The 25,949-nt window shown below is 57.4% G+C and carries 22 protein-coding genes and 1 pseudogene; 16 read left to right on the forward strand and 7 right to left on the reverse strand.

Features of this window, described 5'->3' with window-relative positions:
- Nucleotides 1–70 precede the first annotated feature (70 nt).
- The 4 genes from BLR08_RS17155 to BLR08_RS17170 all read right to left on the reverse strand — a co-directional run bounded on the left by BLR08_RS17155 (nt 71) and on the right by BLR08_RS17170 (nt 3,052).
- Nucleotides 71–889, reverse strand: coding sequence for a 2OG-Fe(II) oxygenase (locus tag BLR08_RS17155; RefSeq protein ID WP_256257707.1), 819 nt, complete (start codon nt 887–889; stop codon nt 71–73).
- Nucleotides 882–1,424: a methylated-DNA--[protein]-cysteine S-methyltransferase gene (locus tag BLR08_RS17160; protein ID WP_072333263.1), complete on the reverse strand. Its 543-nt coding sequence runs from the start codon at nt 1,422–1,424 to the stop codon at nt 882–884. The genes BLR08_RS17155 and BLR08_RS17160 overlap by 8 nt, the downstream gene beginning before the upstream one ends.
- On the reverse strand, nt 1,408–1,989 hold the full coding sequence (locus BLR08_RS17165) for a bifunctional transcriptional activator/DNA repair enzyme AdaA (RefSeq protein ID WP_072333261.1): 582 nt from the start codon (nt 1,987–1,989) through the stop codon (nt 1,408–1,410). The genes BLR08_RS17160 and BLR08_RS17165 overlap by 17 nt, the downstream gene beginning before the upstream one ends.
- A gap of 232 nt (nt 1,990–2,221) precedes the next feature.
- Nucleotides 2,222–3,052: a hypothetical protein gene (locus BLR08_RS17170; protein WP_072333259.1), complete on the reverse strand. Its 831-nt coding sequence runs from the start codon at nt 3,050–3,052 to the stop codon at nt 2,222–2,224.
- Between the two features lie 262 nt (nt 3,053–3,314).
- Here BLR08_RS17170 and BLR08_RS17175 point away from each other — a divergent pair, with 262 nt between their 5' ends.
- From BLR08_RS17175 to BLR08_RS17190, 4 genes and pseudogenes are all read left to right on the forward strand, one after another.
- The gene (locus BLR08_RS17175; RefSeq protein WP_072333257.1) at nt 3,315–3,758 is read left to right on the forward strand and encodes an Hsp20/alpha crystallin family protein; all 444 of its coding nucleotides are present in this window, start codon (nt 3,315–3,317) and stop codon (nt 3,756–3,758) included.
- A gap of 115 nt (nt 3,759–3,873) precedes the next feature.
- Nucleotides 3,874–4,866, forward strand: a complete 993-nt coding sequence (locus tag BLR08_RS17180; protein WP_072333255.1) for a DnaJ C-terminal domain-containing protein — start codon at nt 3,874–3,876, stop codon at nt 4,864–4,866.
- Nucleotides 4,867–4,959: 93 nt separating this feature from the next.
- Nucleotides 4,960–7,545: pseudogene (clpB, locus tag BLR08_RS17185) on the forward strand (ATP-dependent chaperone ClpB); the annotation flags it as partial.
- Nucleotides 7,546–7,840: 295 nt separating this feature from the next.
- On the forward strand, nt 7,841–8,572 hold the full coding sequence (locus BLR08_RS17190; protein WP_256257706.1) for a DNA alkylation repair protein: 732 nt from the start codon (nt 7,841–7,843) through the stop codon (nt 8,570–8,572).
- A 52-nt stretch (nt 8,573–8,624) separates the two neighbouring features.
- Here BLR08_RS17190 and BLR08_RS17195 read toward each other — a convergent pair whose 3' ends face one another.
- Complete coding sequence (locus BLR08_RS17195) at nt 8,625–10,583, reverse strand: glycoside hydrolase family 127 protein (RefSeq protein WP_090586278.1); 1,959 nt, start codon at nt 10,581–10,583, stop codon at nt 8,625–8,627.
- Nucleotides 10,584–10,712: 129 nt separating this feature from the next.
- On the opposite strand from BLR08_RS17195, the gene BLR08_RS17200 reads away from it, so the two are divergent.
- On the forward strand, nt 10,713–11,600 hold the full coding sequence (locus BLR08_RS17200; protein WP_072333252.1) for a helix-turn-helix transcriptional regulator: 888 nt from the start codon (nt 10,713–10,715) through the stop codon (nt 11,598–11,600).
- A gap of 117 nt (nt 11,601–11,717) precedes the next feature.
- Nucleotides 11,718–12,296 carry an NUDIX hydrolase gene (locus BLR08_RS17205; protein ID WP_072333249.1) on the forward strand — a complete coding sequence of 193 codons (579 nt, stop codon included), beginning with the start codon at nt 11,718–11,720 and terminating at the stop codon, nt 12,294–12,296.
- A 100-nt stretch (nt 12,297–12,396) separates the two neighbouring features.
- Here the strand turns inward: BLR08_RS17205 and BLR08_RS17210 are convergent, their stop codons facing one another.
- Nucleotides 12,397–13,005 (reverse strand): P-loop nucleotide/nucleoside kinase family protein, encoded by a 609-nt coding sequence (locus tag BLR08_RS17210; protein WP_072333396.1) that lies wholly within the window; start codon nt 13,003–13,005, stop codon nt 12,397–12,399.
- A 188-nt stretch (nt 13,006–13,193) separates the two neighbouring features.
- Between BLR08_RS17210 and BLR08_RS17215 the strand changes: the two genes are divergently transcribed.
- The 4 genes from BLR08_RS17215 to BLR08_RS17230 all read left to right on the forward strand — a co-directional run bounded on the left by BLR08_RS17215 (nt 13,194) and on the right by BLR08_RS17230 (nt 16,442).
- Nucleotides 13,194–13,379: a hypothetical protein gene (locus BLR08_RS17215; RefSeq protein ID WP_072333246.1), complete on the forward strand. Its 186-nt coding sequence runs from the start codon at nt 13,194–13,196 to the stop codon at nt 13,377–13,379.
- A gap of 333 nt (nt 13,380–13,712) precedes the next feature.
- Nucleotides 13,713–14,192, forward strand: a complete 480-nt coding sequence (locus tag BLR08_RS17220) for a DUF6530 family protein (RefSeq protein ID WP_072333392.1) — start codon at nt 13,713–13,715, stop codon at nt 14,190–14,192.
- Between the two features lie 28 nt (nt 14,193–14,220).
- Nucleotides 14,221–15,372 (forward strand): AAA family ATPase, encoded by a 1,152-nt coding sequence (locus BLR08_RS17225; RefSeq protein ID WP_072333243.1) that lies wholly within the window; start codon nt 14,221–14,223, stop codon nt 15,370–15,372.
- Nucleotides 15,373–15,374: 2 nt separating this feature from the next.
- Nucleotides 15,375–16,442 carry a vWA domain-containing protein gene (locus tag BLR08_RS17230; protein WP_256257705.1) on the forward strand — a complete coding sequence of 356 codons (1,068 nt, stop codon included), beginning with the start codon at nt 15,375–15,377 and terminating at the stop codon, nt 16,440–16,442.
- 790 nt (nt 16,443–17,232) lie between these two features.
- Here the strand turns inward: BLR08_RS17230 and BLR08_RS17235 are convergent.
- Entirely contained in the window at nt 17,233–18,039 is an 807-nt protein-coding gene (locus BLR08_RS17235; protein ID WP_072333241.1) for a helix-turn-helix transcriptional regulator, read from the reverse strand.
- Between the two features lie 249 nt (nt 18,040–18,288).
- Here BLR08_RS17235 and BLR08_RS17240 point away from each other — a divergent pair, with 249 nt between their 5' ends.
- From BLR08_RS17240 to BLR08_RS17265, 6 genes are all read left to right on the forward strand, one after another.
- Nucleotides 18,289–19,431: an amidohydrolase family protein gene (locus BLR08_RS17240; protein ID WP_072333239.1), complete on the forward strand. Its 1,143-nt coding sequence runs from the start codon at nt 18,289–18,291 to the stop codon at nt 19,429–19,431.
- The gene (locus BLR08_RS17245; RefSeq protein WP_072333236.1) at nt 19,428–19,802 is read left to right on the forward strand and encodes a Rieske (2Fe-2S) protein; all 375 of its coding nucleotides are present in this window, start codon (nt 19,428–19,430) and stop codon (nt 19,800–19,802) included. The genes BLR08_RS17240 and BLR08_RS17245 overlap by 4 nt, the downstream gene beginning before the upstream one ends.
- 93 nt (nt 19,803–19,895) lie before the next feature.
- Nucleotides 19,896–22,115: a helix-turn-helix domain-containing protein gene (locus BLR08_RS17250; protein ID WP_072333233.1), complete on the forward strand. Its 2,220-nt coding sequence runs from the start codon at nt 19,896–19,898 to the stop codon at nt 22,113–22,115.
- 311 nt (nt 22,116–22,426) lie between these two features.
- A complete protein-coding gene (locus tag BLR08_RS17255) occupies nt 22,427–23,356 on the forward strand; it encodes an ABC transporter permease (protein WP_218131582.1) in 930 nt (309 codons plus the stop codon).
- Nucleotides 23,357–23,368: 12 nt separating this feature from the next.
- Nucleotides 23,369–24,244 carry a carbohydrate ABC transporter permease gene (locus BLR08_RS17260; protein WP_072333228.1) on the forward strand — a complete coding sequence of 292 codons (876 nt, stop codon included), beginning with the start codon at nt 23,369–23,371 and terminating at the stop codon, nt 24,242–24,244.
- A gap of 67 nt (nt 24,245–24,311) precedes the next feature.
- On the forward strand, nt 24,312–25,826 hold the full coding sequence (locus tag BLR08_RS17265) for an extracellular solute-binding protein (protein ID WP_072333225.1): 1,515 nt from the start codon (nt 24,312–24,314) through the stop codon (nt 25,824–25,826).
- Nucleotides 25,827–25,949 lie beyond the last annotated feature (123 nt).

A 25,949-nucleotide genomic window follows, 5' to 3' on the forward strand; every position in this document is an offset into this window, starting at 1 on the left:
AAGACGCCAGGCATTTCTCGGAACGACGGGAAATGCCTGGCGTCTTTGCGCATCTGTCTCTTCCTGGACCTTATTCCGCGTCGTGAAAAACGAGGCCCAGACTGTACCTGGTCCCGGCAGTAACCGTGCTGACGCCGTGGCGCAGCGTCGTCCGATAAGTGCCGCGGGAGCCGCCAACGGGCCGGTACCTTGTCGGGAATATCAGCGCATCCCCCTGCTCCAGGGCGATGGCTTGACCGCGGCTCTGGGCCCGGGGCCGCTGCTCGACGAGCAGAAACTCGCCTCCCTCGTAATCTTCTCCCCGCTGGTTCAGCAGTACAACAACCTGGAAGGGAAAATACACCTTCCCGTATAAGTCCTGATGCAGACAGTTGTAGCCCCCGGCTTCGTACTTCAGGATCAGCGGCGTGGAGCGCGTTTGCCCCTCCCGGTGGCACAGGCCGAGAAATTCCTCCAGCTCCAAGGGGTAAGCGGTAGGCTCTCCCAAGCGCGTCATCCACCGGTTGGCGGTCTGCGCGAGACCGGGATACAGCCCTTCGCGGAGCTGGCGGAGCGGAGCAAGCAGCGGAGCCGCATAATATTTGTACTCCCCGACGCCGAACCGGTAGCGGCTCATATCGATGGTGCTGCGGAACAGCGCGTCCCTCCCGTACGTGCCGATCAGCTGTGTGCACTGCGCCGGCGCTAGCAGCGCAGGGAGCCTGGCGTATCCTTCCTCATCCAGCAGCTGTCCGATGCTGTCCCAGTCCAGAAGGTCAAGCTGCCGAGCAAGCTGGGCGGCTGAGCCGCCTGCAAGAAAGTCTGCAGGCACCTCAGCCGCATACTCCGCGGCGCGGCGCTCGGCCGGCTGGCCCGGCATGTCTGACTGTTCAACGGAGCGGTCAGACATGCCGGACGCCTCGCGCAGCGGCGGCCTGCTCCAGCTCCAGCAGCCTCGTCTTCATGTCCATGCCGCCGCGGTAGCCGGTGAGGGCGCCGCCCTTGCCGATGACGCGGTGGCAAGGCACCGGAATAAGAATGGGATTGGCGCCGATCGCGGCGCCAACGGCGCGGCTGGCCGCCGGGCGTCCGATGAGAGCGGCGATGTCGGAGTATGACTTCGTCTCACCGTAGGGGATGCCGGCGAGCGCTTGCCATACCGCCTGCTGGAAGGAGGTTCCCCGTTGATCGAAGGGCAGGGTGAAGGCTGTGCGCTCGCCGCGCAAATATTCAATGAGCTGGCTTGCATACGGCGCAAGCTTCGCATCGTCGCGTACGAGCTGCCAATCCGGCAGCCGGGCGTCCGCCCATTGCTTCAGCTCGTCCATAGTCCCCTGCTGGGCGCCTACAAAGCAAAGTCCGGACAAAGTGGCGGCAAGGTGAAGGGTCCAGTCCTCGTAGATGAGCAGCGACCAGTAAAGCTTTGAATCATTGTGAGTTTCCATGCTCGGCATCCTCCCCTGCTTTCTGATGGTGTTCGCGGAAGCCGGCCGGCGTCCGGCCTGTCTTCTTCTTGAACAGCGTAATGAAATATGGCGTATTGGGCATCCCTACGAGCTGGCCGATCGCCGAGACGGTTTTATCCGATCCGATCAAATATTGCTTCGCCCGCTCGACGCGTTTGCTCTGGATATAAGCGACGGGCGTGACGCCCAAAATCCGGCGGAACGTTCTGTGCAGATGATACGGACTTCCGTGAGCAATGTCGGCGAGTCCCTCCAAGGTCAGATGCTCCCCATAATGAGTATCGATATATGCGGTCAGCGCGCCGATCCACTCCTCATCGGGCAGACGTTGTCCGACCGGCTTGCAGCGTTTGCAGGGCCGGTACCCGCCGGACATGGCTTGCTCCGCCGTGCGGAACAAGCTGATATGATCGGGCCGCGGAGGCCGTGACTTGCAGGAGGGCCGGCAGAAGATGCCTGTCGTGCGGACGGCATAAAAAAACTGGCCGTCATAAGCGGCGTTATTCTCGAGTATGGCCCGCCATCTCTCCTCGGTTATGATCATCCTGGAACACCTCGCTTTCCCTACCAGTATAACCTATGAAAGCAAGATGTGAACGCCTCGCGCGATGGAACAGCAAGATAACGAAATAAGGCTGAACGTCTTACGGCGTCTGTGGAAGCCGCGCGTAACCCAAGAAAGCGAAGCTTGTACGCACGTTCGGAGATTTCAAGAAAAAGACCCCCGAATCGCGCAATGCTGCGCGAATCGGAAGTCTGTCTCATGCTTGGCTCAGCTAGGCAGAAGGGGAATTCTTCTGAATCTTCGCCGGGTTATTGATTTTGTAGGGAACCGGGTGCTTGGTCAGCTTCTTGGCGACCAGCTTGCCCTCGAACGTAAGCTGGTCGCCAACCTCCAGCTCCAGCTTCTTCAGTGTGGCGCTATGGCTCGACCAGGCTTCGCCCAGCTCCACGGCCGGCTCGGCGATCGCAACCTGCTCATAGACGACAACTTCATCATCCGTATCCGAGAAATGATTCGGTACGGTCACGAACGCTTTGACGGTGGCCGTCATGCGGACCTTTTCCTCGGGCAGCTGGAGCTTCGGAGCCTTCGCCTGCTTTGCCTTGCCCTTCGGCTTCTCCGCCGGGATCGCGGACGGCTCAGAAGCTTCGGATTCCGTCGCGGAGGCCATGACGGGTTCAGCTCCCCGGGCTGGCGCGGGTTCCGCTGCCGCTGCCGGGGCTGGGGAAGCGGCTGCGTTTTCGCTCTCCGCGGCTTCCGTCGGAACCGCCTGCTCCGCGGCCGCTTCGACAGGCTCCTGGGCTGCCGTTTCCGCCGGCCCTTCCGCGTCGGAGGAGAGCCGCTGCACGAAGCCGGACGCCTGCATTTCCTTCAAATAGGAGGGGTGGATGCAATGCCGCCGCTGATCGTCGAATTCAATGACCGCGGTGATCGGATCGACCATACCCACGATGCGGCAGTTATGGCTTGTCCCGTTTTTTTTGTACAAAAAAAGCTTCAATTTGGTAGATTTCTCGCTCAGCAGTCCCCAGCTTTTGCATTGCTCGATCAGGGAAGCCTCGTCTTCGAAGGGCTGATACTGGATAGGTTCGATAACGGACATAATGTGCCGCCTTTCCGCTATAAGTTTTCTACCGTCCATTGTACCATTTTTCGCTGTGCGCTTCGAGATGGGCGAAACAAAGTCAGAAAAGGTCAAAGTCAAAGAAAGTCAGTATTTATGCCAGCTGCTTCACGCAAACCGCCGATTTTACGCGTATACGCCTTATTTTGAACCGATATGGTTTTTGATGGATATCGGCCTTCGCGGGTATAATAAGGACATAGCAAGAAACAAACAACCTTATACGAGGAGGAGATTATGTATGTTCGATCTGGTTCCATTCCGCAGAAGAAATGAAGAATTGCTCGGCCAAATGCTGAGAACCTTCAACGATGCTTTCGACCAAGAGCTGCTGGCTCCGCTTCATAGCAACACGCGTTCATTCCGCACGGATATCCGCGAGACGGATACTGGCTATTTAATAGAAGCAGAGCTGCCGGGGTTTGCGAAGGAAGACATTGATATCGACGTAAACGATAAATATTTGACGATCCGGGCCAAGCGCAACCAGGTGGAGGAAGAGAAGGACGAGCAGGGCAAGATTATCCGCCGCGAGCGGCATTACGGCGAGTTCGCCCGTCAGTTCTATGTGGAAGGCATTGAGGAAGAAGGCATTAAGGCGAAGCTGCAGGACGGCGTGCTGAAGCTGGATATTCCGAAGAAAGCCAAGAAAGAGCCGGCAAACAGACGGATCGGGATCGAATAAACGTCCTGATAAAGGTACGATGGAAGGTATGCAGCCTTACTGTCGTACCTTTTTCTGCAGCAATCGGTTTGACCTTAGCTGATCAATGCATCCGTATCGGTAAGGAGGGGCGCAGATGAAAGCTGCGAAAGATTATTACGAAATACTCGGCGTTACGCGCGCCGCGGGGAAAGACGAGATCAAGAAGGCATACAAGAAGCTTGCCAAGCAGTATCACCCCGACGTGAACAAAACGCCGGAAGCCGAGCGGCGCTTCAAGGAAGTGCAGGAGGCGTATGAGACGCTTTCCGACGATGAGAACCGCAAGAGCTATGACCGGTACGGCGAGCGCTGGCGGGAGGCCGCGCAAGCCGGCGCACAAGGCAGCTGGGGGACGGCAGGCGCGCATGGCTCCGGCTTCGGACAGCGGGAAGGAAATCCGTTTGGAAGCAAGACGGGGTATGGCTATGGCGGAATGGGCGGCGCGGGGGAACCCGGCATCGATATCGAAGATTTGCTGGGCGGCTTCTTTGGCGGCGGTAGTTCGCGGGGAGCTGGAGGCTTCGGATTTTTCGCCGGGGGCGATCCGTGGAACGAGCCGCGGGGACATGCCGACGCGGAGGCGGAGCTGGCAGTGACGCTGGACGAAGCGGTGAGCGGCGGCAAGGTGCAGGTAACGGTGGACGGGAAAGAGCTGAGCGTGAAGCTGCCTGCCTCCATCAAGGACGGGCAGCGCATCCGGCTGAAGAGAATGGGACGCGCGAGGCGTGACGGCGAGCGGGGCGATCTGTACGTGACGCTTCGGCTGAAGCCGGACCCTGTGTTTGCTGCCGACGGCTACGAGCTGTCAGCCGAGCTGCGGATCGCTCCCTGGCAGGCTGCGCTTGGGACGGAAGCGCAGCTTCGGCTGCCCGGCGGCAGCTCGCTCAGGGTGAAGGTGCCTGCGGGCGTGGACAGCGGGCAGAAGCTGAGGCTTGCCGGCAAAGGCTTGCGCAAGCCGGACGGAACTTCCGGCGACCTGCTGGTCCGGCTGACCGTTACCGTGCCCGAGCCGCGCTCGGAACGCGTCAAGGAGCTGTATCGGCAGCTGGCCGAGGAGCAGCCTTTCGAACCGCGGTTTAACGGGTAACCCATACGTAGAAGCATATACATGAAGAACAGCTATAGATAGCATGCATGCAACGCTATGGAGAGCTTTGTTTCGAGAAATGGAGGAATGAAGATGGATTTCAACCGATTGACGCAAAAGGCTCAGGAGGCCATCGTGGCGGCCCAGCAGGCCGCGGTCTCCCGCAAGCATCAGGAGATTACGCTCCAGCATTTGCTGAAGGCGCTGCTGGAGCAGAAGGAGGGGCTTGCCCCGCGGCTGCTGCAGAAGCTGGGCGTGCAGCCGGAGGGCTTGCGGGCCCGGCTGGAGGAGCAGCTGGCCCGTAAGCCGCAGGTGAGCGGCTCCGGCGGGGAGCCGCCCCGCGCTTACTTGTCGCCGGCCTTCGACGGGCTGATCGCGGCAGCGGAGAAGGAGGCGGCCGCGTTGAAGGACGACTACCTGTCAGTCGAGCATCTGCTGCTCGCTCTGGCGGAGGATAAGCAGGAGACCGGCAGCCTGCTGCGGTCCTTCGGCTTGCAGCGCGGCAAGCTGCTCGAGGCGCTGGCCGAGGTGCGGGGACATCAGCGCGTCACGAACCGGGAGCCCGAGGCGACCTACGAGGCGCTGGAGAAATATGGGCGCGATCTCGTCGCCGAGGTGCGCGCCGGCAAGCTTGATCCGGTGATCGGGCGGGACGCCGAAATTCGCCGCACGATCCGCATCCTGTCCCGGAAGACGAAAAACAATCCCGTGCTGATCGGCGAGCCCGGCGTCGGCAAGACGGCCATTGTCGAAGGGCTCGCCCAGCGGATTGTGAAGCGAGACGTGCCGGACGGGCTCCTGGACAAGACGGTGTTTTCGCTGGATATGGGCGCACTGGTGGCTGGGGCCAAGTACCGGGGGGAATTCGAGGAGCGGCTGAAGGCGGTGCTGGAGGAGGTCAAGGCCAGCGAAGGCCGAATTCTGCTGTTCATCGACGAGCTGCATACGATCGTCGGAGCCGGGAAGACAGAGGGAGCGATGGATGCGGGCAATATGCTCAAGCCGATGCTGGCCCGCGGCGAGCTGCACTGTATCGGCGCGACGACGCTGGACGAATACCGCAAGTATATCGAGAAGGACCCTGCCCTGGAGCGGCGTTTCCAGCAGGTGCTGGTCAGCGAGCCGGATGTAGAGGATACGGTATCGATTCTGCGTGGGTTGAAGGAGCGCTTCGAGCTGCATCACGGTGTCAAAATTCACGACAGCGCGCTTGTCGCGGCCGGCGTGCTGTCGAACCGCTATATTGCCGACCGCTTTCTGCCGGATAAGGCGATCGATCTGATCGACGAAGCATGCGCGATGATCCGGACGGAGATCGACTCCATGCCGACCGAGCTCGACGAGGTTACGCGGCGGATGATGCAGCTGGAGATCGAGGAGGCTGCGCTGCGCAAGGAAACGGATGCGGCGAGCCAGGAGCGGCTGCGGCTGCTGCAGAAGGAGCTGGCCGACTTCAAGGAGCGCCATCATACGCTGAAGGCCAAGTGGGAGCAGGAAAAGGAAGCGATCCAGGGCATCCAGCAGCTGCGCAAGGAGCTGGAGCGCGCTCGGCAGGAACTGGCCGAGGCGGAGGACCGATACGATCTGGAGAAATCCGCCGAGCTGAGCTACGGCCGCATCCCGGAGCTCGAGAAGCGGCTGAAGCAGGCGGAGGAAAGCGCCAAGGCCGAGACGGACCACCGGCTGCTTCGGGAGGAAGTGACGGAAGAAGAGATCGCCGATATCGTGGCCAACTGGACGGGCATCCCGGTCAGCCGGCTTGTCGAAGGCGAGCGGGATAAGCTGCTTCGGTTGGAGGAGCTGCTGCATAAGCGGGTCGTCGGCCAGGAGGAGGCCGTTCGTCTGGTCGCCGACTCCGTGCTGCGGGCAAGAGCCGGGATCAAGGACCCGAACCGGCCGATCGGCTCCTTCCTGTTCCTCGGCCCGACTGGCGTCGGCAAGACGGAGCTGGCGAAGACGCTGGCCGAGGCGCTGTTCGACAGCGAGCATCAGCTGGTCCGGATCGATATGTCCGAATATATGGAGAAGCATGCGGTCTCGCGTCTGGTCGGCGCGCCTCCGGGCTACGTCGGTTATGAGGAAGGCGGGCAGCTGACCGAGGCGGTGCGCCGGCAGCCGTATTCCGTGCTGCTGTTCGACGAAGTCGAGAAGGCGCATCCCGATGTGTTCAACACGCTGCTGCAGCTGCTGGATGACGGACGTCTGACCGATGCGCAGGGACGGGTGGTCGATTTCAAAAATACGATCGTCATCATGACCTCGAATATCGGGTCGGCCTATCTGATCGATGGCGTGAGGGAGGACGGCCAGCTGTCCGAACAGGTGCAAGCCAACGTCATGCGCGAGCTGCGCGGGCACTTCCGGCCGGAATTCCTGAACCGGATCGACGATGTCGTGCTGTTCAAGCCGCTGTCCCTGCTGGAGGTGGAGCGGATCGTCGGCAAGCTTGTGCGCGGGCTGGAGCAGCGGCTGAGCGAGCGCAGAATTGCGCTGGAGCTGACGGATAGCGCGAAGCTGCATCTCGCACGGGAAGGTTATGATCCGGTATACGGAGCAAGGCCTCTGAAGCGCTACATCCAGCGCGCGCTGGAGACGAAGCTGGCCCGAGGCATTATCGCGGGCGAGATCGCAGACGGCAGCCGGGTGAGGATCGACGCAGAGGACGGCCAGCTGACGGTCCGTCCGGGCGGCGGACAAGGGCCGGACGGAGGGGCAAAAGCGGCTGATGCTGTGGAAGGTGCTGCGAAAGACGCTGGGAAAACCTCCGAAACTTCCGGATCCGACCGAGGAAGCGCCAGGGACGTCGAGCCTGCCGGCGGGCGTGCCTAATCCCGGGCTGTGCGGGCAGGAGGCAGACGATGTTTCGTTATATTGCTCTTTTATTCTCCGCTGCTTTCGCGGCGCTCTCGGGTAAGGTATAGTTATCCTCAAGACATTCAGACGCGGACAGACCGAGAGGAAGGGAGCCGAGGAAGTGGAGAATACGAGCACGGGTACAGGCGCGATCAGAGAGCAATTAAACGCATGGGCGGACCCGGCCTATCAGCAGTTTGCCTCCTCCCTGCTGCCTGGCGTCTCCGGCGTGCTGGGCGTCCGGCTGCCGGTCCTGCGCAAGCTGGCCAAGCAGCTGGCGAAGGGCGACTGGCGGGCTTATGCGGGGTCGGACGACAACGGCTGCTTCGAAGAGATCATGCTGCAGGGGATGGTGCTCGGCTATGCGAAGGCGGATATCGAGGAGCTGCTTGGCTATGTCGCGGCTTTCGTTCCCCGGATCGACAACTGGTCGGTCTGCGACAGCTTCTGCTCCGGCCTTGTTGTCGCCAGGCAGCATCAGGAACGGGTATGGGCATTTGTGCAGCCGTATTTATCTTCGGACCGTGAGTATGAGCTGCGCTTCGGCGTAGTCATGCTGCTTAACTACTACACGGACGAAACGTACATCGACCGGGTGCTGGCCTTGCTGGAGAAGGTCAGGCATGAAGGCTATTATGCGAAGATGGCGGTAGCGTGGGCGCTGTCCGTCTGCTTCGTGAAGCAGCCCGGTCGGGCTTCCGAATTGCTGCTCGATAATACGCTTGATGATTTTACGTTCCATAAAACGCTGCAGAAGATTACGGAATCGTTCCGCGTCGACGCTGAGACGAAGGCGTGGGTGCGCAGTTTGCGGCGAAAGCGGACAGCAGCAGAAGAGCGGTACGGGAAATAGGTCTTATTTGTGTTCGGCCGTGTTTCTGCAAGCAGGGCTGTATGCTGGGCGACTAGCGGACCCGCGCCCAGACGGTCATCTCGCCCAGTCCGCGATTGCCCCAGAGGAAGTAAGGAACGGCCCGGAACGTGGCGGGCCGGCTCTCCAGACGCAAGCGGCGGTACAGCTGCGTCTCCTGCCACGTAGCCTCATCATCTTTCCAGGCTTCTCCTTCGATTACATATACGCCGCCGAACAAATTCGGCTCGAATGCCTCCCGCAGTCCGGAGCCGGCGGAGAGGACGAGCGAGGCAAGAGGCGCGCCGTTATCGGCTTCCTCCAGACAGTATACCAGAGGACCGCGCTCAATAGCCGCTTGGCCGGCCAGAGCCCGGATGGAGGGGTGACCCTCCAGGAAGCGGGCTGACACGGGAATCGTCCACTCGATCAGGTCGTTGTCGGCCCACAGGCGGTCGATTTCCGTATAGCCGTTGACCACCTGGAGCAAAGAATCCGGGTATATCTCGCCATTGATCTTTAACGCGGCTTCTCCGCTGCACCAGGCAGGGACCCGCAGAGCAAGCGTCATGCGCTTGGGTTTCGCCAGCCGAAGCTGGAAGCTCACTTCTCCGGTCCAGGGAAGCGCCGATTGCTGCCGAATGCCTACGGTTTCCTGCTCGACTGTGAATTCAGCCTCGCAGCCGATATAGAGATGGGCAAACAGCTTGCTGCCATGGACCGAATAGATGTATTGGCCCAGGGAAGCCAGCAGTCTGGCCACATTGGGCGGGCAGCAGGAGCAGCCGAACCATTTCTGCCGTTCGGGCTTCACATGGTGCTTGCCCGGATCTTTCTTGCAGGCTTCCGGCCATACTTCGAGCGGGTTGACGTAGAAATAGCGAGTTCCGTCCAGCGACATGCTGCCGAGCACCAGATTGTACAGCGCCCGCTCCATCACATCCGCATAGTCGCTTTTTTGCTCCAGCTCCAGCATTCGCCTGGCGAAGAAAATAAGACCGATGGAAGCGCAGGTTTCCGCATACACCGTATCATTCGGCAGATCATAGTCGAAGGTGAACGCCTCGCCGTGGTGAGTGGAGCCGATGCCGCCGGTCACGTACATTTGTTTGCCCGTAAGGTTGGCCCACAGCCTCCGGCAAGCTTCGGCCAGACTCTCGTCCTGATTCAGCAGAGCCAGGTCCGCCATCGCGGCGTACATATAGACGGCCCTAACGGCGTGTCCGACCGCGACGTTTTGTTCACGGACCGGCAGATGGCTTTGCATGTACGCCGGATCGGGAGCGGAGGCGGCGCCTGGGCGCCAATAAGAGGTTTTACCTCTGCGCAGCCATTCTTCCATGAAATAATGGGGAGCCTGTCCCCGCTGATCGATAAAGTATTGGCTCAGCCGCCTGTACCGCTCCTCGCCGGTCGCCTTGTACAGCTTCACCAGCGCAAGCTCGATTTCCTGATGACCGTCATAGCCCTGCAGCTTGCCGGGCTCGTTGCCGAACACCGTGTCGATATAATCCGCGAAGCGGCACATTGCGTCCAGCAGCTTGCGCTTGCCGGTCGATTCGTAATAGGCGACGGCCGCCTCGATCATATGCCCGGCGCAATACAGCTCATGGCACTCATGCAGATTGGTCCAGCGGCCGTCCGGCACTGCGATGGTAAAGTAAGTATTCAGATAGCCGTCCGGCTGCTGGGCTTGAACGATCAGATCGATCAAGCCGTCGGCCAGCTGCTCCAGCCGCGGGTCGGGATGAGCGGCAAGCGAATAGGCGACGGCTTCCAGCCATTTGGCCGGATCGCTGTCCTGGAAAACCATGCCTCCGAATTCTCCCTCCTCCAGTCCGGCGGCAATGCGCAGGTTGCGGATCGCGTAGCTGGGGGCCGCATCCGGAATCTCGTCGTTCAAGGCTTTCCACTGATAAGGGATGACGGTATCGCTGATCAACGACAAGTAAGGCGTCCAGAAGTTATCGGTGATGCGTACGGCGGGGTTTTCCGTTTGAAACGGGGCGCTCATGTTTATTAACACTCCTCGCATGCTGAATTTACTCTTTCACATCCCCATTCTAGCTGATAAACTAAAGCGGAACTATGCGGAGCTTCAACCGCTTTTTTATAATATTTCACACAGGCAGGTGGGCATCCGATGTCCGAATCGAAAGTGATTTCATGGCAGACGCCCCCGCTCCCGTATTATCTGGAGTCGGGGAAATCGGTTTACGCACCCGGCTGGCAGCATCCGAACCGGGCGCAGCTGGGCATTTTCGACTTGCTGTTCGTCGTCAGCGGCGTCTTGCATATTGGAGAAGAGGAGGAGCAGTGGTCCTTGCAGCCGGGTCAGACGCTGCTGCTGCGGCCGGACGGGTATCATTATGCGGTCAGGCCATGCGAAGAAGAGACGGTGTTTTATTGGGTGCATTTCCAGGCGACGGGAAGCTGGGAGGAGCGGATCGAAGGAGTTCGGGCGGCCCGAAACGAATCGGAGCGGTTTGCGGAAGAGACTGCCGCATTTCCTTTTGTGAACCGTTCCTTGGTGCGGATTCCCAAATCATGCTTGCTGGAAGGTGCCGCGGAATGTTTCCGCGTCCTGGAGCGGCTGCTCGAGCTGTCGGTGGAAGCGCGTTCCGTCGCTTTCTGGCAGGAGCAGCAGCTGTTTTTGGAACTGCTGCAGCGTCTGGACCGGGGAGGAGCGGCGGAGGCGCAATCTCCAAGCTTCATGCTGGCCGGCAAAACGGAAGCTTATCTCAAGCAAAACTACCAAAAAGAGCTGACGAACGAGTCGCTGGCCGAAGCGATGCATTTTCATTACAACTACATCTCGCGGTGCATGAAGCGTCATTACGGCGTCACGCCGCTGGAATTTCTCTCCCGGTACCGGATCGAGCAGGCTAAGCTGCTGCTGTTGAAGACGGAGTGGCCCATATCCCAGATCGCCGAGCGCGTCGGCTTTCATAACGATCCCTACTTCACCAGCTGCTTCAAGAAGCGGGTAGGCGTGAGCCCTTTGCGGTTCCGGAAGCAGTTTTCGAGATGAAAGGACCGCTGACGCCAAAGAAGCATAATAACTCCGCGCGCAATACGCGCTCTGCGTCCCCGATGTATGGTATAGTTGGGGAATGTACTCTATTCTTCATACACCGAGGTGTTGGCTTTGGAAGCGAAATTTTGCATGTCCTGCGGACATGCGCTGGAGAACCGCGATGTGGACGGCACGATCCGGAAGGCTTGTCCCGTGTGCAGCTTTGTGCATTGGGGCAATTACAGCATAGGAGTCGGGGCGCTCGTCGTGCGCGATGGCAAAGTGCTGCTTGTGCGCAGAGCCCAGGAGCCCGGCAAGGGCTATTGGACGAATCCGGGAGGTTATATCGAACAACTGGAGCCGATCGAGGAGACCGTGCGCAGAGAGGTGCTGGAGGAGGCGGGCGTAGAAGCGGTCGTGACCAGCGTGGTGGCGCTGCGCGATCAGCCTCGCAATATCCACAACGTGTACATTGCCTTCGCGATGGACTACGTGTCGGGCGAGCCGGAGCCGGATGGCGTGGAGGTTGACGCGGCAGGCTTCTTCAGTCTCGAAGAGATGGAAGCGATGAATGTGGCGGGATTTACCCGCTGGCTGGTGGACATCGGGCTGCAGAGCTCCCCTGTAGGTCTGAACATCGACAAGGAGCCGGTGTGGGAGCAGATCAAGGGCTACGGCTTGTTCCGGGCGCTGCCGGCGGCTTCCGGCTAAGACAGCCGAACCGGAGCAGGACCGGTCCGGAGGAGGGCCGAACTGGAGCAGAACCGAACCGGAGGAGGGCGCAGAGAGGGCTGTCCTCTCTGCTGACGGTTCATGGACGGGGCGGCGTCTCATAGCCGCCCCGTACGAACCGCTCCGCCTTGGCCAGCTTGTCGGCCGTCCATGGTCCGGAGTTATTCAGATGAAGCAGCGCGGATGGAGGCAGCTCCCAGCGGACAGGCCGGGGGCGGAGCGACTGGCGGAAGCTGTCCCAATTCTCCAGCTTCCACACGTCCAGGATGGAGGCTCTTTGGCGTATGCGTTCCCGGTAGACCTCGTCGTCCTGCAAGTACACGCTGATTACCTTCAGCTCAACCTGAGAACCTGCGGCTCCGATGCGGGCCAGCTCCTGCTCCGGCCACTGCGGGTTTTCGGTTTCTTTGGTAAACGGACCTACGACGAGCGTGTCGATGCCAAGCTCCAGATTTTCCAGCGCGGCGTCCATCGTGATCCGGTAGCCAAGGTCGCGGCAGAATTGCTTGTAGACGGGGGAGTCCCGATCGTTCGGATCGCGTCCGGACAACGTCATGATCGTCTCCGCGGCGGGCCGGAGCAGCGTATCCATATCGAACAGCGGGATGCGCAGGCGGCGTGCCAGCTCTTTGGCCACGGTCGTTTTACCGGCGCCGGCGGGGCCGATGACGAATATAAGCTTTGGCAAGGTCATAGCAGCGGGATCACCTCAGTAATGGAATGCAATCATCTCATTGTTGCACGGCCGGGGGCTTGGCGTCTACAGGGGCTTAAGGGAATCGGCTAAAATATGCGAGTAATATTGTGAAAAAAATCACATGAATCCTTATCGGCTTCTGTTATGCTTAGCTCATAAGAAAGAAGGAGTGATTCCAGATGAAAGCCAACAAAGAAGCTTTAATAACAAGAAATTATATCCAGTTCTGCTACACTTGTCAGAAAGCTCACGAATGCACGACGGAAAAGCAGTGCATGGCATGCTGGGTGGAAAAGGGCATGATGCCCGCCGAATTTCTGGAAGCGGAAGAAACGAAGCGGCTGCTCCGCGAATATGCCCTGTAGCAGATTATGCCGGATGATTTCCCCCTTCTCAATCAATAGCCTAGGCAGATCTTTAACCCGAAACGATCGGGAGAGATACGCTTAGGCTATTTACGTGTTGGCGGTCCGCTCAGCCGCAGGGGAAACAACAGGTATGCGGCCTATTGATTTTCAAATTTTTCTGTGTTATATTTCTGTCTGTGGATTTAGTAAATTAGTAAATTAGTAAATTATTAAATGAAGAAATCGGCGGACAGATCAATCAGAGCGGGCGTACCGAAATGCTTTATAGCTCTAAGAGACTCTAGACTTGCCTCTTTCCGGCCGATTCGATGAAGAGAGGGAACCAGCATGATGAAAATACCAACTTCTTTAAAGCATAAGCCTGTTATCGTCTCGGAAAATTATGAGCGAATCGACGGACGGACGGCGCGCGAGACGGATGCGAAAGGACTTTCCCTCGGACTGGCCCAGTGGAATGAGCGGAACAAGGTCGATATCTTGGCCAAGGTATGGCGGTATACCGGGGGAGAGTGGTCGCTTCAATCCGAGGAGCTGCCTGTGCACCGGGTGCTGGATCTCGCCATTTTGATCTGCCGCACGAGCCTGCATTTCCAGGATGCATACCGGTATCCGCACTTGTATGATCCGCAGCAGCCGACCATCGACAGGATCGGGCTGCAGGGCGATGCGATGAATATCTCCGTCTGCACGGATAATCCGATGATTGACGAAGATATCAGGCTGTTCTCCCGGGCGCTGAATGAAAACGGAGAGATGCTCGGCGAGAGGCTGCGCGTATTGTCCCTTCTTTTGGAAGAAATGGGTTATTAGAATATGATGAAACAAGCAGGTGATGAGGATGAACAACGAAGAAAGCCATAATGAAAGCTACAAAGTATCGCCTGACCGGCAATGGACCGAAGCCGAAAGAAGGCTGATCTGGAAGAAGCCCGCTTCCCACAAGGTAAGCGAAGAGGAGCGGCGCATATCGCGCGAAATCAAACGCAACTGGAACCGCGGCGAGATGAAAATCGCCACGATCCTTTTGGAGGGGGATGCCGGCTCCGGCAAAACCCAGCTGGCCAAAGCATTGTCGGCCAATCTCGGGCTCCCTTATACGAAGGTGACCTGCTTCGCCGATATGGATAAATCCGATGTCATCGGCAGCATCTTGCCGGTCATTGCCCCCGAGGGGCTGGAGAAGCTTGGAGCGGTGGAGCAGATGGCGCTGAAAGCCTTGTACGAAAGCGACGGCTTTCGCAGCGCGACGGAAATTTTGACCGAGACGCTGGCCGTGACAAGGGAGGAAGCGGCATTGAGGATGAAGCAGCTGCTGAAGCTGGCTTCCGAACAGACCGAGACGGAAAAGGTGGAGTACCGCTTCTACCCTTCCGAGATCGTAAGAGCGTACCGGAACGGCTACCTGCTTGAGATTCAGGAGCCGACGGTCATTCGGGACGCCGCCGTGCTGATGGCGCTCAACTCCGCGCTGGAGCCGGACGGCAGCATCAATCTGCCGACGGAAATTGTCCACCGTCACCCGGATTTTGTAGCGGTCATTACTACGAACCGCAGCTATACCGGGACCCGGCCGCTCAATGAGGCGCTGCGCGACAGAGTGCAGCACTCGGAGAAGATGGATCTGCCGACAAGGGAGGTCATGATCGAGCGCGCGCTGGCCAAGACAGGCTATCAAGACCAAGCGGCGCTTGGGGTGCTGGCCGATGCGATCATCACGCTGGATGGAGCAGCCCGCGCTCACGGGATCAAGGGCGTGGCGGGGATGCGGTCCTACTTGTTCTGGGCGGATGCGGTGGCTGACGGCGCGTCCCCGCGGGAATCGCTTTATTATAAAGTCATCTACAAAATTACGACCGACTCCGAGGAAATCCGGCTGCTGGAGGAGGCCCTGCAGGCGTCCGGCTTGGCGGTGAATCTGGAGGAGCTCGAAGCGGAGGTAAAAAAAAACGAAACTTTGGCTCGTTTGAGATCAGGAGCTGGGGACAAGTAGACGTGGCAGAGGTCGAGGCGGACGACGGGAAGGATGAGGAAGGCATGGTAGTGACCAAGTCTCCCGACAGCGATCCCGGTTCCTACGGCAAGTCGGAGCAGGGCACCGATCAAGAGAGCCCGGACTCCGGCGAAGAAGGCAAACCTGTTTACCATCAGACAAATCCCGAAACCATGCCGGCGGATGACGCGCAGCGTGAGCGCGATTTCCGCAAAAAGCTGAATCAGGAGGCGAGGGAAGCCGTCACCGACTCCATACACAAGAAAGTCAGGCTGATCGTACACCGGCCCGGCTATAACGACGAGGATCAGCGGGAGTATACCCGCCTGAGCAGGGAACTGATGCCGGTTATCCGGGATATCGTCAGAAAAACGCTTCCGCTGCTGGAGCATGAGACGGCTTCCGAGTTCGCGCGGAATCATTATTTCGGCAGCAAATTTCAGGCGGACAGCCTGGCTTACCGGGATTTCAGATATTTCGCGCGGAAACGTCCTCCGACGGAAAACCCGTCGCTGGCCGTCGGTCTGCGGGTGGACGAATCGGCGTCCATGTCCGCGCACGGCAGGCTGGAAGCCGCCAAGCGGGCGGTCATTGCGGTTTATGAATTTTGCCGGATGTGCGATATTCCGGTTCTGATCTATGGCGATACGGCGGATGTTTCCCGGCTGGAGCAGATGTCGGTGTTCGCTTATGCCGACTATGACAAGCCTGATCCGGGCGACAAATACCGGCTTATGGGGATTCGAGCCCGAAGCAATAACCGCGATGGCATGGCGCTTCGCATCATGGCCGAACGTTTGGCAGCCTCCCCCCGGCAGACGAGGCTGCTGATCAGCATGAGCGACGGACAGCCCAAGGCGCTGGAGGACTACACGGGAAATCGCGCGGCCGAGGATATCCGGCAGACGATAGCCGAATTCGAACGGAAGGGCGTCTCGTTTATTGCCGCCGCGATCGGCCAGGACAAGGAAGTCATCCGCCATATCTATGGGCAGGAGCGCTGCCTGGACTTGACCCGGCTGAGCGGGCTGCCGGCCGAGCTTGTGCGGATGATCGCTCGGCATTTGTAGGCGTTAATGAGGTTTGTCCCATCCCCCGGGGCGTCCCATAAGTAGAGTCAGGCTCTTCCATACGTAGAAAACGCGCTTCATTGGTGGTCAAAGTACGGAGAGTGGATGGAAAACCGTATAAAACTCTTCTGACTGGCGGCCCATTGGGGGAGTTGTACGAAAAATCGTATACAACACCCCTAATTGGCGGCTCAAATGGGGGTATTGTACGAAAAATCGTATAAAACTCATCCGAATGGCGGCACATGTGGGGAGTTGTACGAAAAACCGTATAAAATTCATCCGACTGGCGGCCAAAATGGGGGAGTTGTACGAAAAACCGTATAAAACTCATCCGACTGGCGGCACATGGGGGGAGTTGTACGTAAAACCGTATAAAATTCATCCGACTGGCGACCCAAATGGGAGAGTTGTACGAAAAATCGTATAAAACTCATCCGACTGGCGGCCCAAATGGGGGAGTTGTACGAAAAATCGTATAAACTCTTCCGAACGCCGCCAACAATGTGAAACAGCAACCCGCATTCCGGTCCTAACGGTATCCGATTTCGCCTCCACTTCCGGTCTTCTCCGTGTGCACTCTTCGAAATATAAGGTATTTATGTATGATAATACCTATATTACGGATTCATCCTTAAACGTTCAATGATCAATTCTGCTGTCATCCTTTTGCCATGGATTGCTTTTCTTCCCATGGCTTTGGATGGCAGGTACTGCATTAGACGATCGCTTCCATCGTGTTTATTTTAAATAGTTTTTTATGTTCGTGAGCTGCCTATCCGATCTCAGCTCAGATCCAATTGCGCTGCCGGAATACCGAAGGGTTTATCCCGACCTTTTCGGTAAAGACCCGGCAGAAATAAGAGCCGTTCTCATACCCGCAGCGGGTGGCGACCGATTCGAGCGTGTCATTCGTTTCGATCAGCAGCCGCTTGGCTTCCTCAAGCCGCAGCTTCGTCATGTAGGCGGCAGGGGCCAAGCCATATGCGGCCCGGAAATGCCGGGTCAGCTGCGACGGATGCAGCCCTAGCTGCGCCGCCGTATCCCGCAGGCTGAACTCGGGATCGAATGCTTGCCTCTGGATGAGGAGCTGTGCCTCGTTCATCAGCGGATCTGGCTGCTGCCGGGCGGTGTCCGTCAGCAGGCGCTCCAGCTCGCAGAGCAGGAGCAGATCGGCGACAAGCTGGTTGCGTACATATTCGGGCTGTACCTGAAGCGAGCTTCTGCGGCTTTGCAGCTTGCGCAAATAATTGAAAGTGGACTTCAGCCGCTCCGTATCGCTGATCCGCAGCTTGCCCGCCGGAGGCTGGAAGACAGGCATCCCGTCCGCGGCCGGCAGCAGCTCGAATTGGATATGATGGAAGCTGATATCCGACAAAGCTCTACGCTTGAAATTAACCCCCGCCGGACAAAATACAAGGTCCCCGAAAAACGCCGTTCCCTGCTCGTCCCCGATCTCGAATTCGAAGCTGCCTGTTTCCATGGTCAACAGCGCATGATGCGCGCTTATTTGCTCGGCCATCATGAACCGGCTCTGAGGCCCTGCAAATATATGCTGATGCACCTTGATCTGATGACTGAGCATAGACTGGTTCACCGGATTTATCCCCCCTCGCCGAGCGGTTACGGTCAACGCAACGGCCTGCAACCGATTTCATCCGAAGCTGTATCTCTCTGTATGCTAAAGCCGCGCCGGCCGCATTGTCAATGGTCCGGAACTTGCCGGACCGCAATAAAGTGAAAATTGTTATCTAAAAAGTGTATTAACTCCCTCCGGCATGTGCGGTAAGATGAGGATAAATTCAGATCCTATCCCAAACCGAGCATTCTTAAGGAGGACAAAAAAATGGAAGATATTGCGGTAAAGCCGTTATCCGCCAGAAGTCCGAAAGCGAAGAAATCCATTATCGATTGCGACATTCATATTCCTTCCGTGCGGGAAGAAGTGATGGGCTACTTGTCCCGGCATTACCGGGAACAGATCGAAACGTTCGGGATGCGGCTCCCGAGTCAAGGGGCGATGTATTTGAATGGGGCGAAGGGAGGCGTTATGCAGGAGCAGAAATTTCCGCAGGACGGTAAAACCTCGAGTATACTGGCCTATTTTCAAGCCGAGCATCTGGATAAATACAAGGTGGAGCATGCGATTTTGACCGGAATCGGGGACTATGCCATCCAGACTACGCCGGACCCGGATTATGCGGCCGCGCTGTGTACCGCCTACAACAGCTATATGATCGATCATTACTTATCCCAGGACCGCCGGATTAAGGGCTCGGTAATGATTCCGAAGCAGGACCCGCTGCTCGCTGCCCGGGAGATCGACCGGATCGGAGACCATCCGAGTATCGTGCAGGTTATCGTCTCCAACGGGGCGGAGAAGCCTTATGGCAACCGTTTTTATTATCCGATCTACGAGGCATGCGTGCGGCATAACCTGCCCTTTGCCATTCATGTCAGCATGGAGGGCATCGGGATCAACCACCCGCCGACAGGCGCAGGGCATGTCAATCACTATATCGAATACCGGATGGCCCGCACGCAGATTATGATGGCGCATCTGGCCAGCATGATTTTCGAAGGGGTGTTCGACCGTTTTCCGACGCTGCAATTCGTTATCATCGAAGCGGGGATGCTGTGGCTCGCGCCGTATATTTGGCGGATGGATCAGGACTGGAAGGCGCTGCGCAGCCAGACGCCTTGGGTGAAGGAGCCGCCTAGCGAATATTTCCGCAAGCATGTGAAGTACTCGTCGCAGCCGATCGAGCTTCCGCCGGATGAATCGTTGTTCCTGCCGCTGATGAAAGCGATAAACGCCGAGCACAGTTTATTGTTTGCCAGCGACTATCCCCACTGGGACTTCGATTCGCCGACCAAAGCGTTTCCGAAGATGGACAGTGCCATGTGGGACCGGATTTTCTATCAGAATGCGGCTGAGCTGTACGGCTTGCCGCCCCGGAGCAGCGATACGGAAGGAGCGACGGCATGACCAAGCATCTGGTAGGCAAAGCAGACGACCTGCCGCCGGGCTCCAAGCATATTATCACCATCGGCGGACGCAGCATCGGGGTTTACAATATCCATGGCGCTTATTATGCGCTTCGCAACTTATGTCCCCATCAGGGGGCGGCGTTATGCTCGGGTCACACCACGGCATTCGTCACGTCATCGGGACCCGGCGATTTCTCGTATGAATGCGAAGGCGAAATCGTCCGATGTCCATGGCATCAGTGGGAGTTCGATATCAAGACGGGACAGATGGTGGTCGATCCCAAGATGCGTACGATGACCTACGACGTATCGGTCGAGAAATATGATGTATCGGTGGACGAGGAAGACCGGGTATTCGTGCATATATAAATAGTCAGCCCCTCAATACATGCTTTATAATTGAGGGGCAATTGCTATTATAGCAATGTTAGCGATCACGGATGAGTTAAGGGGGGCTATGACTTGGAGCAACAAGGGTATTACCGACGGCTGCTGGTTTCCTATTTGCCCATATTATTTTCTGTCTTTACTATTCTGGTGCTGCTGATCGTGATCGGCTCCACACACTTATCCAGAGAAACGGTGAAGAAGGAAAGCCTCGTCATGGCGAAATTCATCCAGTCGGCGATCGATCGTGAGCTGAAGGCGGTCGAGCAGGTGATGTATACCGAGCTGCTGGACAAAAACAGCTTTCGCCTGCTCACTCAGCTAAACCCGACGCATAACTCGTATTACACCACATATGAGCTGACCGTGATGCTGAGGGAGATTACTCACAATCATCCGATGATCGATTCGATCTATATTTACCGCTTCTCCGACCAATCCGTGCAGTCGATGAACGTTACGTCCACGCTGGAGCGGTTCGGTGACCGCGACTTCATCCGCCATGCCGTCTTGCCGGGACAAATCGATGCCACCGACTGGACCGGCGTCCGGGAATACCGGGAATTCGATGGACAGTCTCCTGACCAGGTAATATCGGTCATGCGGCCGATTCCGATCCTGAGGGAAGCGGGTGGACTGCTGGTCATAAATGTCAACGTGCGGGAGCTGACGCAGCTTATTCACCGCCTGTCCGATCCGGACAGCACCTATGTGACAGTTACCGACGGCGCGGGCGGACTGCTGCTCGAGTCGGGCCCCGGCAGCGTGCTGGCCGATGCTGTATATACCTCGGACTACACCGGCTACACGGTCCGTCTCGGCTATCGCGAGGGGATGCTGAACGGGATTCTTAATACGATGGTCCTTCTATATATTGTATGCGGTTCCATCGTGGTCGGCTTCGGTCTGATCTGGATGATCTATATTACCAGGCGCAATTACAAGCCGGTCCATGCTATTGTGTCCAAGCTGGATCATCTTGTCGCAGACTTCAAGCTGCCTTTCGAGAAGAACAAGGATGAGCTTGGCTTTGTCGGGCAGGTGATTGAAAAGATGATCGAACAATCCACAGAATTCGAGCAGCGGCACAAGGAAACGGCGGCTATCAAGCGGAGAATGCTGTTCGCCGAGCTGAGAGAAGGCGGGTTCGCTGGGACCGCGGAGGAAGCGCGTCAGCTGCTGTCCGCGCATTATGGCGATCAGCTGCCGGAAGGCTTCATGATGGCGGTGGTGGAAATGGACGGGTACGACGACTTCGCCGCCCAGTTTAGCGACGGCGATCAGGCGCTGCTGAAGTTTGCCATGTACAATGCGCTGATCGAGATGGCGCATGACGCTCATGGCATCAGTCCTTGGGCGGACTGGGTATCGGTCAACCAGATTGCGGTGCTGTATCCCGTCGGCAGGAGCGGCCCCGTTACCCAAGAGACGCTGACGGCAATCCTCGAACAGGGGGTCGCGTGGATCGACGGCAATCTGAAGATGACAGTCAGCATCGGCGTCGGCAGTCCGGTCTGGGAGCCCAAGCTTATCTGCGAGTCTTACGGGGAAGCTCAGCATATGCTCAAATACAAGTTTACGCTGGGCCTCAACCGGGTCATCGGCTACTGGGAGATCGACCGGATGGACCGTACCGGCCATCTGGGGATGATCGTCTCCACACGCGATCTTGCCGGACATTTCCGTTTGGCCGTGCCGGATTGGCAGAGCCGTCTGGAGGCGTGGTTTGACGATATCCGAACGCTGCTTGTCCCCAAGGAAGATATCGATATGCTGCTCCATTGTCTGATCTACCATATCCGAAAGGATATCGCCCAACTCGGCGAGGAATACGCAGAGGCTTGGAATGAGGAGTTCGATCCGGCTATCGAGCGCTGCATGCAGCAGAAGACGCTGGCCGTGGAGTTGGGGCAAGCGCTCTGTGAGATATTGAAGGCGGCGGGTGTCCGCTTGGCGGCGATTCGGGAGATGAACGGCCGCGCCGCGGTGCTGAATGAAGTGCGGGGTTACATCGACCTGCATTATGCCGATCCGAACTTGTCGCTCGCCCTGCTCAGCGAAACCTTCGATATTAACAGCAAAACCTTAAGCCGCTTGTTCAAGGAGCAGTTCGGAGAAAATTTCGTGGATTACGTGATGAAGAAGCGCATTTATCAGGCCAAGCTGCTGCTGCTGGAATCGGGAGCGTCCATCCAGCATATTTCCCGGGAAGTAGGATATGTGAACGCACTCTCGTTTACGCGGGCGTTCAAGAAGCTGGAGGGAGTGACCCCTCTTGAGCTTCGCAGAGCTTAAGCGGCAGACGGTCCGGATGCCGCGGGAATATGGCATGGACCGTGAGAATAATGCAGGGTAACCAGGTGCGATGCAAGCCCCAGGGACAGGCGGTGATGCCTTTAACGGCGTGACGGGCGCCGGTTCCGGGGCTTTTTTTAGCCGTGAGAATCATGTAGGGTGGGGGAATCATGGAGGTTGTTTCCCTGCGGGGGCAGCGGATATAGTAAAAGCCAGAAGCCGCCTGAAGCCAAGCGCCAGTCTATATGGGTTCGCCGGGATGAAAGCGGTTAAATAAACGATTTTTGACGGAACGAGGGGGAGTGTCGCCATTGCAAACAAGTCCGATGCGACGAACGGCCGAGCTGCTGCGGAAGGATAAGTGGCTATACCTGATGGCATTGCCGGGGTTATTGTTTTTCCTTGTCTTTCATTACGGGCCGATGTACGGGATTGTGATCGCGTTCAAGCACTACAATATTTATCAAGGCATCTTCGCCAGCGACTGGGTCGGCTTCGATAACTTCAGAACGCTGTTCGAGATGTCGGGCTTCCGGCGGGCGCTGCGCAATACGATCATCATCAACTGTTACCAGCTTCTGTTCGTGTTTCCCGCGCCGATCATTTTGGCGCTGATGATTAATGAGGTGCGGAGTATCCGGTTCAAGAAAATTGTGCAAACCAGCGTCTACCTGCCGCATTTCGTCTCCTGGATCGTCATTGGAGGTATTCTGTACGCGATTCTGTCGCCCTCCACAGGCGTTGTGAAGGAGCTGGCTGCGCTGTTCGGCTATGAGGGGCCGGTCGTCAACCTGATGGGCAGCCAGGAATATTTCCGCGGCTTGCTGATCGTATCGAGCGTCTGGAAGGAGACGGGCTTCGGCACCGTGCTCTACTTGGCGACCATCGTGACGATCGATCCTCATCTGTACGAGGCGGCGAAGGTCGACGGCGCGAGAAAATGGCGGCAGATCTGGCATATTACGCTTCCCGGGCTGCGAACGACGATCGTTATTCTGCTTATCTTCAATGTCGGCAGTTTTCTGAATGCAGGTCTGGAGCAGGTTTATGCGCTGTATAATCCCATCGTGTACGAGGTCAGCGAAATTCTTGATACGTATTTGTATAAGCTTGCGTTCGAAGAGGCCAAGTACGATCTGGCTACCGCCTCCGGCGTGTTCAAATCGACCGTCGGCCTGGTCCTTGTTCTGTTGACGAATTACTTGGCCAAAAAAATCGATAAAGACAGCGGCTTGATCTAGGAGGTGAAACAGATGTCTATAAGCAAGCGGCTTCATCCGGGTCAATGGGTGTTGAACGGGTTGCTGATTGCGGCAACCTTCGTAACGTTGTACCCGTTCTGGCATGTGCTGATGTATTCCCTCAGCGACCCGCAGCGGGCGATGGGAGGCGGATTGTTTCTGCTTCCCAAGGGGTTTGCGCTCGATTCCTACGCGATGATGTTTCAAAACTCGGGTATTTTCCAAGCCTACTCGAACTCGCTGTTCCGGCTGTTTGTCGGCACGTTCATCAATGTCATTCTGACGGCGATGCTGGCTTATCCGCTGTCCATCCGCCGCTTTCTGTGGCGAACGCCGCTAACGCTGATGATTTTCTTCACGATGCTGTTCAGCGGAGGGATGATTCCTACCTATCTGCTCGTGAACAGCCTGGGGCTTGTGGATTCCTTGTGGGCGCTGATCGTTCCTTCCGCCATTAGCGCATGGAATTTCTTCATCATGAAAAATTATTTTCAAACCCTGCCGCCGGAGCTGGAGGAATCGGCCAGCATGGACGGAGCCACGCCGGTACGCACGCTGTTTTTCATTATTTTGCCGGTGTCGCTGCCGGTGATTGCGGCCATCTCGTTATTTTACGGCGTGTTTCACTGGAATGCGTATTTCGACGCCGTTATTTATATTCATACGCAAAGCAAGGAGGTGCTGCCGGTATTCCTGCGCAGTATGCTGAACTTCAGCGCGATGGAATCGTCCAGGGGGTTTGAAGACAGCGCAACGATGGCAAACATCTCGGAGGAATCGGTGAAGATGGCCACCATCGTCGCTTCGATGCTGCCTATGCTGCTGATTTACCCGTTCCTGCAGAAGTATTATGTTAAGGGAGTTTTGATCGGATCGGTCAAGGGCTGATAAGCCGGCAAGCCGGAATTTAGGAATCGTATCATGCAGAAAAGGGCCAAATATGGGGAGGTTGCCTATGAACAAAAATAGGATGTATAAATGGAGTGCCGCAAGCTTATGCCTGCTTCTTGCCGGAGCATGCACCAGTACCGGTTCGGAGAGCGGGGGCGGGAGCGGGCAGGGCGATGCCGGAAGCGCGAAAGCCCAGAAGGTCACCATTTTGATGGACAGGGCGACCAATTTTCCCGATGACAACCCGGTTATCCAGGAGATCCGCAAGCGTTCGGGCGTCGATGTGCAGGTTGAATCCGTGGTGACGGCCGATTACGAAAATCGTCTGAACACGCTGATCGTCAGCCGCAAAGCGCCGGATATTTTCAAGGTGCCCAAGGCGAAGCTGAAGGAGCTGGTCGATAATAAAGTGATCATGCCGCTGGACGATCTGCTGAAATCCCATGGACAACATATGCTGGACAACAAAGGCAAGTTTCTGAAAGGGCCTGCCTATATAGACGGCAAGACGTACGGGCTGCCCGACGGCTGGTTCAGCGGCAACGCCCTGGCGATCCGCAAGGACTGGCTGGATAAGCTGGGGCTTCAGGTGCCGACGACGCTGGAGGAATATGAGAAGGTGCTGCGCGCCTTCGTCAATAACGATCCCGACGGCAACGGCCTGAAGGACACGATCGGTCTTGGCGTGGCGATCGAGGTGAGCCAGACCTGGGAGCATATTTTTGCCGCGTACGGCGTGCCTCTGAACCGGCAGGTGACGGTGGATGGCAAGGTTATCCCCTGGATGCTGGCGCCCGGCTACCTCGATGCGGTGAAGTTTTTGAACAGCCTGTATAAGCAGGGGCTGATCGATCCGGAGTTCGCCACCGTGCCGACGCTGCAATCGTTCGAGAAGCTGTGGAACGGCAAGGTCGGGGCATATAATTTCAACGCGGACGGGACGACGCAGAATTGGCTTAGCCGCTATGTGGAAAATCCGAAGCCGCAATTCGTCTACGCGGTGATCAAGGGACCGAACGGCGTTGGCGGTCACTTGAAGCCGGTGCTGGAGGACAGCAGCAGCTTCACGGTTATTTCGAGCTCCGCCCAAAATCCGGAGGCCGCGATGAAGGCGCTCGATTATTTGGTCAGCGAGGACGGCTCCAAGCTGACCTGGGCCGGACTTGAAGGCATGCATCACAAGTGGACCGCGGACAAAAAGTTTGAGTGGATTCCGCCGTATGACGATGCGGTGAAGCTGCGGGATGCGGGCGGGTATATGTATTCCGTCATCATGTACCGCATCGGCGGCCTCCGCGACCAGCTGTTTAACGACATTACGCGCAAGGCCCGGCAGATGGTCTTGGATCACGCGATCAAGGACACCTATATCTTCGACCTGCCGGCTATACAGAAGGAGCGCGGCACGATTTTGTCCGATATGGAGAAGGAATTCCGGACCCTCGCGATCACCTCGAACGGAAATATCGACGCCTTGTACAATGACTTCAAGACGAAGTATTTGGCCGAGGGCGGCAGCAAGTGGATCGAACAGGCGACAGCAATATACAAGGCGGAGCAAGAGGCGCTGCGCAAGTAATAGAAGTAATAGCGCATCGCTGCGCAGGTTAACTTGACCAACTTCAGTCTCTTTGCGGAGAGACTGAAGTTTTTTTATCTCAGAAGTGAGCGCTCCTTAGCAAGCTAACCGGTCCACTTTCTG

Origin of the sequence: Paenibacillus sp. cl123 (genome assembly GCF_900101595.1) — a bacterium.
Lineage (GTDB): Bacteria > Bacillota > Bacilli > Paenibacillales > NBRC-103111 > Paenibacillus_G.

Coding starts and splice junctions, on each gene's coding strand:
- BLR08_RS17155 (WP_256257707.1), bottom strand. CDS start 889: ATGTCTGACCGCTCCGTTGAACAGTCAGACATGCCGGGCCAGCCGGCC.
- BLR08_RS17160 (WP_072333263.1), bottom strand. CDS start 1,424: ATGGAAACTCACAATGATTCAAAGCTTTACTGGTCGCTGCTCATCTAC.
- BLR08_RS17165 (WP_072333261.1), bottom strand. CDS start 1,989: ATGATCATAACCGAGGAGAGATGGCGGGCCATACTCGAGAATAACGCC.
- BLR08_RS17170 (WP_072333259.1), bottom strand. CDS start 3,052: ATGTCCGTTATCGAACCTATCCAGTATCAGCCCTTCGAAGACGAGGCT.
- BLR08_RS17175 (WP_072333257.1), top strand. CDS start 3,315: ATGTTCGATCTGGTTCCATTCCGCAGAAGAAATGAAGAATTGCTCGGC.
- BLR08_RS17180 (WP_072333255.1), top strand. CDS start 3,874: ATGAAAGCTGCGAAAGATTATTACGAAATACTCGGCGTTACGCGCGCC.
- BLR08_RS17195 (WP_090586278.1), bottom strand. CDS start 10,583: ATGAGCGCCCCGTTTCAAACGGAAAACCCCGCCGTACGCATCACCGAT.
- BLR08_RS17200 (WP_072333252.1), top strand. CDS start 10,713: ATGTCCGAATCGAAAGTGATTTCATGGCAGACGCCCCCGCTCCCGTAT.
- BLR08_RS17215 (WP_072333246.1), top strand. CDS start 13,194: ATGAAAGCCAACAAAGAAGCTTTAATAACAAGAAATTATATCCAGTTC.
- BLR08_RS17220 (WP_072333392.1), top strand. CDS start 13,713: ATGAAAATACCAACTTCTTTAAAGCATAAGCCTGTTATCGTCTCGGAA.
- BLR08_RS17225 (WP_072333243.1), top strand. CDS start 14,221: ATGAACAACGAAGAAAGCCATAATGAAAGCTACAAAGTATCGCCTGAC.
- BLR08_RS17240 (WP_072333239.1), top strand. CDS start 18,289: ATGGAAGATATTGCGGTAAAGCCGTTATCCGCCAGAAGTCCGAAAGCG.
- BLR08_RS17245 (WP_072333236.1), top strand. CDS start 19,428: ATGACCAAGCATCTGGTAGGCAAAGCAGACGACCTGCCGCCGGGCTCC.
- BLR08_RS17260 (WP_072333228.1), top strand. CDS start 23,369: ATGTCTATAAGCAAGCGGCTTCATCCGGGTCAATGGGTGTTGAACGGG.
- BLR08_RS17265 (WP_072333225.1), top strand. CDS start 24,312: ATGAACAAAAATAGGATGTATAAATGGAGTGCCGCAAGCTTATGCCTG.